Here is a 9880-nt window from a genome sequence, read left to right as displayed (position 1 = left end):
GATCGTGAGCCACCCGGCTACGGCAGGCCCGAAGCCACTCCCTGGCCGCCAATTTCTCGAGCGGTTGTTGGTTTAAAAGGACCCACCCGCAGTAACTAGACTTGAGAGAGTCGAAAGAGGTTTGAAAATGTTTGAGTCCGTACAGGGCCTGTTGGATGAGCATGACTCTATCCAGGCTCAGCTGGGGGATCCTGCTGTCTACGCTGACCAGCGCCTGGCCCGGAAGCTGGGGCGGCGTTCTGCCCAGTTGAACGGCATTGTGGAGGCCTACCACCGCTGGGAAGGCATCCGCGATGACCTGGCCGCTGCCAAGGAAATGGCGGACGAGGACCCCGAGTTTGCGGCCGAGGTGCCTGAGCTTGAGGCCGCGCTGGAGCTGGCGGCGGCCAAGCTGCGCCGGCTGCTGATCCCGCGGGACCCGGACGACTCCCGCAACGTGATCCTCGAGGTCAAGGGCGGCGAAGGCGGCGACGAGGCTGCCCTGTTCGCCGCGGACCTGTTGCGGATGTACAGCCGTTACGCGGAATCCCGCGGCTGGAAGACCGAGATCATCTCTGCCACCGAGTCGGCCTGAGCTTGAGGCCGCGCTGGAGCTGGCGGCGGCCAAGCTGCGCCGGCTGCTGATCCCGCGGGACCCGGACGACTCCCGCAACGTGATCCTCGAGGTCAAGGGCGGCGAAGGCGGCGACGAGGCTGCCCTGTTCGCCGCGGACCTGTTGCGGATGTACAGCCGTTACGCGGAATCCCGCGGCTGGAAGACCGAGATCATCTCTGCCACCGAGTCGGACCTCGGCGGGTATAAGGATGTCCAGATGGCCGTCAAGGGCAGCTCGAACGATCCGGCCGAAGGCGTGTACGCCCGGCTCAAGTTCGAAGGCGGCGTGCACCGGGTCCAGCGTGTCCCCGTTACCGAATCCCAGGGCCGCATCCACACCTCGGCCGCCGGCGTGCTGGTGCTGCCCGAAGTGGACGAGCCCGAGGAGCTCGAGATCAACCAGAACGATCTCAAGATCGACGTCTACCGCTCCTCCGGTCCCGGCGGGCAGTCGGTCAACACCACCGACTCCGCGGTGCGCATCACGCACCTTCCCACCGGAATCGTCGTCGCCATGCAGAACGAGAAGTCGCAGCTGCAGAACCGCGAGGCCGGCATGCGCGTGCTGCGTGCCCGCATCCTGGCGCACCAGCAGGAGCTGATCGACGCCGAAAACTCGGCGCAGCGCAAGTCGCAGATCCGCACCATGGACCGCTCCGAGCGCATCCGTACCTATAACTACCCGGAAAACCGGATTGCGGACCACCGCACCGGTTACAAGGCCTACAACCTGGACCAGGTCATGAATGGCGACCTGGAACCGGTGATCCAGTCGGCCATTGAATTGGACGAGCAGTCCCGGCTCGACGCCATCGGCGAATAGGCGCGGGTCACTGGTGATGACTGCAGGTGATGGTCCGAGCCTCGCGGAGGCCGTCAGCGAGGCGACGGCGGTCCTCGCGGAGGCCGGCGTGCCCAGCCCGCGTGTGGACGCCGAGCTCCTGGCCGAGCACCTGCTCGGCGTCGGACTGGGCCGGCTGCGCGCGCTGATGCTCGGGGACTCGCCGGCGCCGGAAGGCTACGCCGACCTAGTCGCCGAACGGGCGCAGCGGATCCCGCTGCAGCACATAACGGGCGTGGCGCACTTCCGCTACCTCGAACTCGCCGTCGGTCCCGGTGTGTTCATCCCGCGGCCGGAGACCGAATCCGTGGTGCAGCTGGTCCTGGACTGGCTCAGCGCCAGGAAACGGCTGCACGGTCTGGCGCACCCCAAGGTCGTGGACCTGGGCACCGGGTCCGGTGCCATTGCAGGCTCGATCGCCCATGAGGTTCCCGGCGCGGAAGTCCACGCGGTCGAGTTCAGCGAATTCGCGCACGCGTGGGCGGAGAAAAACTTGGCTCCCCTGGGCGTCCACCTCATCCGTGGCGACCTGCGCGATGCGCTGGCCGAACACAACGGCACGTTCGACGTCGTCGTCTCCAACCCGCCCTACATCCCCGCCGAAGCGATCCCGAACGAACCCGAAGTGGCGCTGCATGACCCGCCCGAGGCGCTCTACGGCGGGGGAGCGGACGGGATGGAACTTCCGACGGCGGTGGCCGCCTCGGCTGCCCGCCTGCTGGTCCCCGGCGGCTACTTCGTGATGGAGCACGCCGAGGTCCAGTCGGAATGGATCGCCGCGATGCTCAACCGCACCGGCGTGTTCGCCGAGGTGACAACGCACCGTGACCTCAACGGCAAGGACCGCGCCACCAGCGCCGTCCTGGCACCGTCAGGGCCGACGCCTGCGAATAATCGTGTGACAAGTGATGAAAGAATAGGCCAGTGACGACTAGCTACGATTGCACGGCGGCCGAGCAGCGCGCTGCGGGACTTGAGCACGCCCAGCGGGCCATCCGGGAGAACAAGTGCGTGGTCTTTCCCACGGACACGGTCTACGGGATTGCCGCCGACGCCTTTTCGCCCCTTGCCGTGACCCTGCTGCTCGCCTCCAAGGGCCGGAGCCGGAAGATGCCGCCGCCCGTGCTGATCCCGAGGCTGAACGCCCTTGATGGCCTGGCCACGGACGTTCCGGCCGAGGCGCGGCGGCTGGCCGAGGCGTTCTGGCCCGGCGGCCTGACCCTGATCCTGCATGCCCAGCCGTCGTTGGACTGGGATCTCGGCGAGACCAAAGGCACGGTCGCCCTGAGGATCCCGGCCGACGAGATCGCCCAGGACCTGCTGACGCTTACCGGACCCCTCGCGGTGTCCTCCGCGAACCGCACCGGGCACGCCGCGGCGCAGACCGCCGCGGACGCCGAAGCCCAGCTGGCGGAATCCGTGGAGGTCTACCTGGAGGGCGGACCCCGGCCCGCCGACGGCGCCGACGCCCTCGCCTCGACCATCGTCGACGCGACGGCGCTGCCCTTGCGCGTCGTCCGGCAGGGAGCCATCAGCCTCGACCGCCTGCGCGGCGTGGTGCCCGGCGTCCTGGACATCGACGGCAACGCCGCCGATGCTGCGGATGCTCCGGAGCCCGCCGCTGCGCCGGAGCCCGGTTCCGCATGACGCTGGAGCGTCAGCGCGTCCCTTTCCTCGACGTCGAAGCGACCCCCGTGACGGTGCCCGAGCTGACCGCGGTCCTCAGCACCTTCATGGCCGAGGGCCGGACCCGGATCGTGGTGGGGCACAACCTGCACAGCGTGACGCTGCTGCACTCCGATCCTGCCTTCCTCTCGTTCTACGAGCGCAGCGACGTGGTCCTGATCGACGGCGCACCGGTGCTCTGGCTCTGGGCGAAGACCGGCGAAGAAGACGACGGCAGGGAACCGGTGATGGACTACCGGCTGGGGTCGACCGACTGGATTCCCGCGCTCGGCAATGTCGCGGGACTGGAGCGCATTGCGGTCATCGGGGCAGGCGCCGTGGCCAACGCCGGCGCCGTGGCCAAGCTGCGGGAGATCGTCCCCGGGGCGCGGGTCGACGGCATGCCTGGCGAAGGCTGGAACAAGGAAGTTGAGGAAGCCGCGGTCGAATGGCTGAACCGGCTGCGCCCGCAGCTCGTGCTGCTGGGCCTCGGGATGCCGCTGCAGGAGCAGGTCATAGCCCGACGGCTTGCCGCGCTTCCGCCTGCGGTCTACTGCACCGTCGGCGGTGCCATCGAACAGATTGCCGGTGTGCAGAAACTGGCGCCGCGCTGGATCGGCCGGCTCGGACTCGAGTGGGCCTGGCGGCTCATGCTCCACCCGCAGCGGGTGGCCTACCGGGTGTTCGGCGAACCCTGGGTGCTGCTGGGCCTGCTGCTCCGCCGGCGCCTGCGCCGGCAGCCCTAGGCTGCCGGCGGGGCTGCCAGCGGGGGAGCACGTCAGAACTTCTGGTCCTCCAGCGGGCCGAAGCCCTTGCCGCGGAGCCCGGCGGAAAAGGCGCGGAACCAGTCAGCGAGCCCGCGGAAGTCGCCGCTGCGCAGGAAGTAGCCGAGGTAGCCGCCCACATCCGCGATGAAGGACTTGACCCGGAAGTGGCGGCGGATCATGTACCCGCGGTTCCGGTAGTAGAAGTAGCGCTTGAAGGCGGAATCCGGAACGATCACGTGCCACCGCGCACCGAAGACGTGCTTGGTTTCAGCGAAGGCGTGCGGGTGCGTGATGGCGGCGGTGGTCACCGTGCCGAAGCGGATCCCGGCCTTCCTGAGCCTGAGCGTGAAGTCCACCTCGTCGCCACGGATGAAAAGGCGCATGTCCGGCAGCCCGACTTTGAAGAAGACATCGGAACGGATCAGGGCGCCGTTGAAGAAGTGCCCGTCGTCGGGCAGGAATCCGACCTTTTCCACCTCCGCGCGCTCATGCGTGACCTTGCCGCCCAGCCGGAAGAAAAAGGACAGCTGGTCCGGGTGGCCGGGGGCCACCACGAGGGGCACGACGGCGTCCAGATCACGTTCCTGGGCCTCACGGAGCAACGTGGCAAGGCAGTCGGGATCTGCCGGTTCGGCGTCGTCGTCCATCATCCAGATCCAGTCAGCCCCGCTGGCCACGGCCTTGAGGATGGCCAACGAGAATCCGCCGGCGCCGCCAAGGTTTGCCTCGGACCGGACATAGTCCACGTTGGCGTGCTGGCCGGCAACGTCCGTCGACGGCACGGTGCCACTGTCGACGAGGCAAATGGACTGCACTGGAGCGGTCTGGTTGTTGATGGCGTGCATCAGGACCGCCAGCTCCCTGGGACGGTCAAACGTCACGGCAGCGACTGCAACCGAGGGGGTCATCGCGGGGTCCTTTCAGCACGACCGTCAGTGGTTTTCCCGCCGGCAGAGGGCCGTGTGACGCGAAGACAGGTGGCCGTTGGCATTAGTATCTTGACTAGAGTCCACTGTAATACAGCCCTGTCAGGCACTACGCACTGCCTGCCCTGCGCACGGCGACGGAGAAGTTTCATTTTTCGAAAGACAGTTCCACCGCAATCGAATCCACCCCATTTCCGCAGCTCACCGGCGCGTCCGGTGCTGCGGGACGTGCCGGCGTGCGGTGCCTGTACTGACGGTACTGACGGTACTGACGGCGTTTGGCTGGTGGTCGTCCCGTGATCATGTACCTGCTCATGATGCTGACGGCAGCGATCGTGACCTACGCGGCGACGTGGGGTGCCCGGCTCGCGGGCAACAAGCTGGAGCTGTATTCCCCGATCCGCAGCCGCGACATGCATTCCACCCCGATCTCCCGGCTCGGCGGCCTCGGCATCTTCGCGGGCGTGCTGGTTGCCCTGGTCACGGCGAGCAATTCGTTCTTCGTCAAGGACATCTTCCGGAACAACACGGCGCCATGGGGAATCCTGGCCGGGGCCGCTGTGATCGTCGTTGTCGGCGTGGCGGACGACCTGCTGGACCTGCGGTGGTGGGTCAAGCTGATCGGCCAAAGCGCCGCGGCGCTGGTCGTGGCCACCTGGGGGGTCCGGATGACGATCATCCCGTTCATCCCCGAGCCGATCGTGATCCAGAACGAGGCCGTGAGCATTGTGCTGACGGCCGGGTTGATCGTCACCACCATGAATGCGTTCAATTTCATCGACGGACTGGACGGGCTCGCTGCGGGCGTGGCGATCATCGGCGGAGCGGCGTTCTTCCTCACGGCCTACTGGGTCCACCGCACGGCCGTCCTGCTGGACCGTTCGGACCTCGCCACCCTGCTGACCGCCGTCGTGGTCGGCAGCTGCGTCGGCTTCCTGCCGCATAACTGGTTCCCCTCCAAAATCTTCATGGGCGATTCCGGGGCCATGCTGATTGGCCTGCTGATGGCCTCGGCGGGCGTCGTCTCGACCGGCCAGATCAGCTCGGGCCTCTACGACCGGGCCAACGGCATCCCCACAATCATCCCGATCCTGTTGCCGTTCGCGGTGCTGTTCCTTCCGCTGCTGGACCTGTGCCTTGCCGTGGTGCGGCGGACAGCGCTGGGCCGGTCGCCGTGGTCGGCGGACCGCGGACACCTGCACCACAAACTCCTGGACATCGGATACTCGCACCGCGGCGCCGTCGTGCTGATGTACTTGTGGACCTGCATCCTTGCCTTCGGCGGCCTCGCTTTCGCGATCTTCCCCTGGCACGTAGTCCTCGCCATCGATCTGGCCGCGGCGGCAATCATGGCCGTGGCGACTGCCTGGCCGTACCTGCGCCAGCGCGGGCCGCGGCAGATGGCCCGCACTCCCGAATAGCCTGACCGGCATGCCCGGGGAACCGGCTCCGACGCGCTTTTCCGAATAATTTCTATCTAATGTAGAATTCAGGGGCGGTACTTCGCCGCCTGCCTTGACCAGCAATACGCCAGCGACGATTGGGATCTGATGACCTCCAACGCCGAACCGGAACCCGCTTCCGGCAACGGACCCGTTGGCGTCTCCGGCCCCACAAAATCCCTGTGGCTCAGGCTGCTGGCCATCAGTTCCGCGGCCTCCGCCGCAGCACTGGTGTTGACCGGCGCAGCCGCCTTCATCTTTAACGGCGCCGTGGGGTTCTGGTCCGCGCTGTTCGGGGGCGCGCTGGTGATGGCCTTCTTTGCCATCAGCCTCGCGGTGGGCCACTTCGTCGGCCGCAACAACCCCTCCGGAGCGATCGGAGTGTTCGTCGCGACGTACTTCGTCAAGGTTGTCGGCTTCGCCGTGGTCCTCTTCGTCATCGGCGCCCCGGCCTGGCTGCATGACCGCTGGTTCCTGATCGGCGCCGTCGTCACCGTCGTGTTCTGGCAGGCAGCCGAAATTTACGGTTTCAGCAAGGCCAGGCTTCAGATTTACAACGATCCCGAAACGCGAAAAGGCGGCACCGATGTTTAGCCGCAAATCCGGCCGCAGGCCAGTCGGCGGACCACGTACCGGACCAGAAAACCAGCCAGCCGAATCACCCAAAACTACGCCCGGTGCCCCCGGTGTATCGACCGGCGGAAGCGACGGCGGATACAACGCCGGAATCGCCGTCTTCAGCTACATTGTTGGCGGAATCATCGTCTGGAGTTTGATAGGGTGGGGACTGGATAATCTGTGGGGAACCCGCTGGATTGTGCTCGCAGGCGCTCTGCTTGGAGCTGCGGGAGGGTTCTATCTTTCTCATATGCACGGCCTCACCAGTAACAGAATTTCTGCTGGTGACGGCAATGCTGCACGTGGCCCGTCCCAGGACGAGGAACAGTAATGCCAAATAATTTTACAGGGGGAGAGGCGGGCACCAATGTCGCCGGTCCCCGCCCAACGCCCAATGATGGACACTGCAGAGAGGAAACGCGTTGATCGCGCTTGCGCTCCCGGCCCAAGATTCAGGAACCTTCACGCCTCCTGGAATTGAAGAACTTCACCTGCCGGCTATCATCCCCTGGGGTGCGGCCGAAGGATTTTCCAAGCAGATGCTGCTGGTAATCCTGTCGGTTGTCATTATCGCTACATTTTTTGTGATCGCTGCGCGGAAGCAGCAGCTGGTTCCCGGCAAGCTGCAGTTCGCAGGCGAGGCTGCCTACAGCTTCGTCCGCAACGGCATCGCCAAGGACATTATCGGCGGCCGGGACTTCATGAAGTATGTCCCGCTGCTGTTCAGCCTGTTCTTCTTCATCCTCGTGAACAACATCTACGGTGCAATCCCGCTGATCCAGCTTCCGACCTTCTCCCATGTCGGCGGAGCCTACGTGATGGCGGCGATCGTGTATGTCACCTGGATCGCCATCGGCATCAAGAGGAACGGCCTGAAGTACTTCAAGCTGGCAACAGTTCCTTCCGGTGTGCCGTTCTACATTCTCCCGATCGTCGTCCCGATCGAGATCATCTCCAACTTCCTGGTCCGCCCGGTCACGCACAGCCTCCGTCTGTTCGCCACCATGCTGGCCGGCCACTTGATCGTGATGATCTCCGGTGCGGGCATCGAATTCCTCGTGATGCAGGAAAACGTCCTCCTCAAGGGCGCGTCCGTACTCGTCCTTGGCGGTGCGATCGCCATGTACATGCTCGAAGCGCTGATCATGGTGCTGCAGGCCTACGTTTTCACGCTGCTGACCGCGATCTACATCGAAGGCGCGCTCCACGCCGACAGCCACTAGGCCCAGCGCCAGACGGCAGAAGGCCAGACGGCACAACATAGTCTTCCCCTCTAGGGGATGAAGCAAACCAAACAACCTGCCACATGGGTGGCATCTTGAAAGGAACAAAAAAATGGAAGGCTCCATCAACGGCTCCCTCAACCTCGTCGGCTACGGCCTCTCCGCCATCGGCGGTGGTATCGGTGTGGGTCTCGTGTTCGCTGCCTACATCAACGGCGTGGCACGTCAGCCGGAAGCCCAGCGCGTCCTGCAGCCGATCGCATTCCTCGGCCTCGCGCTGACTGAAGCCCTCGCCATCCTCGGCCTGGTCTTCGCGTTCGTTCTCAAGTAAACAGAACAACCGAACATCCAGAACCGAGTAGATAAGGACGGGTGAAATATGAATCAAGCGATCATCTCAGCCGCCACCGAAGGCGGTACTAACCCCCTCGTTCCCAATCCTTGGGAAATGCTTGTCGTCTTCGCCGGCTTTGCGCTCCTCATGTTCATCGTGGTCAAGTACGTTGTCCCGATGTTCGAGAAGACCTTCGCAGAGCGGGCCGAAGCCATCGAGGGTGGCATCGCCAAGGCCGAAAAGGCCCAGGCCGAGGCCTCCGCAGCACTCGAAGAGTACAAGCAGCAGCTCACGGAAGCCCGCACCGAAGCCAACCGCATCCGCGAGGAAGCACGCGCCGAAGGTGCCCAGATCCTTGCAGAGCTGAAGGAGAAGGCGGCTGCCGAGTCTGCCCGCATCACCGCGCAGGCCCACACGCAGATCGAATCCGAGCGCCAGGCGGCCGTTGTGTCGCTCCGCGCGGAGGTCGGCACGCTGGCCACGACTCTGGCGAGCCGCATCGTCGGCGAGGCACTGAGCGACGATGCACGGTCGGCCCGAGTGGTGGACCGCTTCCTGGCAGATCTGGAGAACCAGAACGCGGGTGTAGCTAAGTAATGGCAGGTGTATCGAGCGAATCGCTGGCCGCTGCGCTGGCGGCACTGGAGGCCAAGCTTCCCACCGCGTCGCTGCAGTTGGCAAAGGAACTCTTCGGAATCCTGGGAACCGTGGACAGCTCAGCCGGCTTGCGCCGCGCTTTGACTGACCCGTCCCGCAGCGGTGACGAAAAGTCGGCGCTGGTCAAGCAGCTCTTCGGCGGGAAAGTATCCGCTGACGCTGTTGAAATCGCAGCCGGACTGGCCAGCTCCCGCTGGGCATCGGCACGGGATATCGGCGATGCACTCGAGACTCTTGCCGCTTCGGTGGTCATCGCTGTTGCCGAGAACAAGTCGGCCGTCTCTGCCTCCGGGCTCAGCGGACTGGAATCGCTGGAGAACGATCTGTTCTCCTTCAACCAGGCCGTCGAGTCCAGCCACGAGGTCCAGCGTGCTCTGTCCGAGCCGCAGGCCAGCCCGGCCGCCAAGGTGTCCCTCGCCGACAAGCTCGTACCCGGTGCGAGCGAGGAAGCGAAAGTCCTGATCGGGCAGGCCGTCACGGCTCCGCGCGGGCTTAAGGTCACCAGGCTGGTCCGCCGTTTCGCCGAGCTTGCCGCCAAGCGCCAGCAGCGCTGGATTGCAACGGTCGACGTCACCCGTCCACTGACGGAAACGCAGATCAGCCGCCTGCAGGCGGGGCTGAACGCCCTTTACCGGCGCGAGCTCAAGATCAACATGAACGTTGACCCGGCACTGATCGGTGGCATCCGGATCCAGGTAGGTGACGAAGTGGTTGACGCTTCGGTCGCCGGCCGCCTGGGCCAGCTCCAGCGTCAGCTTGCCGGCTAGCCGGACAAGCACAACCTAACGACAAGAAACCCCGGTCATCGTGAG

At 65.2% G+C, this 9880-nt stretch carries 11 protein-coding genes and 2 pseudogenes; 12 read left to right on the top strand and 1 reads right to left on the bottom strand.

Features of this window, described 5'->3' with window-relative positions:
- Nucleotides 1-127: 127 nt before the first annotated feature.
- The 5 genes and pseudogenes from Y706_RS24055 to Y706_RS0107200 all read left to right on the top strand — a co-directional run.
- A pseudogene (locus tag Y706_RS24055) lies at nt 128-568 on the top strand (PCRF domain-containing protein); the annotation flags it as partial.
- A gap of 1 nt (nt 569) precedes the next feature.
- Nucleotides 570-1418: pseudogene (prfA, locus tag Y706_RS24050) on the top strand (peptide chain release factor 1); the annotation flags it as partial.
- 16 nt (nt 1419-1434) lie between these two features.
- The gene (gene prmC, locus Y706_RS0107210) at nt 1435-2364 is read left to right on the top strand and encodes a peptide chain release factor N(5)-glutamine methyltransferase (RefSeq protein ID WP_028276073.1); all 930 of its coding nucleotides are present in this window, start codon (nt 1435-1437) and stop codon (nt 2362-2364) included.
- On the top strand, nt 2361-3083 hold the full coding sequence (locus Y706_RS24045; protein WP_043435238.1) for an L-threonylcarbamoyladenylate synthase: 723 nt from the start codon (nt 2361-2363) through the stop codon (nt 3081-3083). Before prmC ends, Y706_RS24045 begins: the two co-directional genes overlap by 4 nt.
- Entirely contained in the window at nt 3080-3847 is a 768-nt protein-coding gene (locus tag Y706_RS0107200) for a WecB/TagA/CpsF family glycosyltransferase (protein ID WP_028276072.1), read from the top strand. The genes Y706_RS24045 and Y706_RS0107200 overlap by 4 nt, the downstream gene beginning before the upstream one ends.
- Before the next feature lie 32 nt (nt 3848-3879).
- On the opposite strand, the gene Y706_RS0107195 is transcribed toward Y706_RS0107200, so the two are convergent.
- Nucleotides 3880-4776, bottom strand: coding sequence for a glycosyltransferase (locus Y706_RS0107195; protein WP_028276071.1), 897 nt, complete (start codon nt 4774-4776; stop codon nt 3880-3882).
- A 314-nt stretch (nt 4777-5090) separates the two neighbouring features.
- Between Y706_RS0107195 and Y706_RS0107190 the strand changes: the two genes are divergently transcribed.
- The 7 genes from Y706_RS0107190 to Y706_RS0107165 all read left to right on the top strand — a co-directional run bounded on the left by Y706_RS0107190 (nt 5091) and on the right by Y706_RS0107165 (nt 9835).
- On the top strand, nt 5091-6215 hold the full coding sequence (locus tag Y706_RS0107190; protein ID WP_028276070.1) for an MraY family glycosyltransferase: 1125 nt from the start codon (nt 5091-5093) through the stop codon (nt 6213-6215).
- A 129-nt stretch (nt 6216-6344) separates the two neighbouring features.
- Nucleotides 6345-6830: a Cg1360 family ATP-synthase-associated protein gene (locus tag Y706_RS0107185; RefSeq protein ID WP_028276069.1), complete on the top strand. Its 486-nt coding sequence runs from the start codon at nt 6345-6347 to the stop codon at nt 6828-6830.
- Nucleotides 6823-7185, top strand: coding sequence for a hypothetical protein (locus Y706_RS27910; protein WP_084475968.1), 363 nt, complete (start codon nt 6823-6825; stop codon nt 7183-7185). The genes Y706_RS0107185 and Y706_RS27910 overlap by 8 nt, the downstream gene beginning before the upstream one ends.
- A gap of 91 nt (nt 7186-7276) precedes the next feature.
- Nucleotides 7277-8077 carry a F0F1 ATP synthase subunit A gene (gene atpB / locus Y706_RS0107180; RefSeq protein WP_028276068.1) on the top strand — a complete coding sequence of 267 codons (801 nt, stop codon included), beginning with the start codon at nt 7277-7279 and terminating at the stop codon, nt 8075-8077.
- Nucleotides 8078-8189: 112 nt separating this feature from the next.
- Nucleotides 8190-8408, top strand: a complete 219-nt coding sequence (gene atpE / locus Y706_RS0107175; RefSeq protein WP_028276067.1) for an ATP synthase F0 subunit C — start codon at nt 8190-8192, stop codon at nt 8406-8408.
- A gap of 48 nt (nt 8409-8456) precedes the next feature.
- Nucleotides 8457-9008 carry a F0F1 ATP synthase subunit B gene (locus tag Y706_RS0107170; protein ID WP_028276066.1) on the top strand — a complete coding sequence of 184 codons (552 nt, stop codon included), beginning with the start codon at nt 8457-8459 and terminating at the stop codon, nt 9006-9008.
- Entirely contained in the window at nt 9008-9835 is an 828-nt protein-coding gene (locus tag Y706_RS0107165) for a F0F1 ATP synthase subunit delta (RefSeq protein ID WP_028276065.1), read from the top strand. Before Y706_RS0107170 ends, Y706_RS0107165 begins: the two co-directional genes overlap by 1 nt.
- Nucleotides 9836-9880 lie beyond the last annotated feature (45 nt).

The sequence above is a fragment of the Arthrobacter sp. I3 genome (assembly GCF_000520575.1).
Lineage (GTDB): Bacteria > Actinomycetota > Actinomycetes > Actinomycetales > Micrococcaceae > Arthrobacter > Arthrobacter humicola_A.
The sequence above is the reverse complement of the archived record's forward strand: the minus strand, read 5'-3'. Positions and strand labels throughout refer to the sequence as shown.

Bases quoted from the DNA above. Each gene is read 5' to 3' on its own strand.
- prmC (WP_028276073.1), top strand. From the start codon at position 1,435: ATGACTGCAGGTGATGGTCCGAGCCTCGCGGAGGCCGTCAGCGAGGCG.
- Y706_RS0107200 (WP_028276072.1), top strand. From the start codon at position 3,080: ATGACGCTGGAGCGTCAGCGCGTCCCTTTCCTCGACGTCGAAGCGACC.
- Y706_RS0107195 (WP_028276071.1), bottom strand. From the start codon at position 4,776: ATGACCCCCTCGGTTGCAGTCGCTGCCGTGACGTTTGACCGTCCCAGG.
- Y706_RS0107185 (WP_028276069.1), top strand. From the start codon at position 6,345: ATGACCTCCAACGCCGAACCGGAACCCGCTTCCGGCAACGGACCCGTT.
- Y706_RS27910 (WP_084475968.1), top strand. From the start codon at position 6,823: ATGTTTAGCCGCAAATCCGGCCGCAGGCCAGTCGGCGGACCACGTACC.
- atpE (WP_028276067.1), top strand. From the start codon at position 8,190: ATGGAAGGCTCCATCAACGGCTCCCTCAACCTCGTCGGCTACGGCCTC.
- Y706_RS0107170 (WP_028276066.1), top strand. From the start codon at position 8,457: ATGAATCAAGCGATCATCTCAGCCGCCACCGAAGGCGGTACTAACCCC.
- Y706_RS0107165 (WP_028276065.1), top strand. From the start codon at position 9,008: ATGGCAGGTGTATCGAGCGAATCGCTGGCCGCTGCGCTGGCGGCACTG.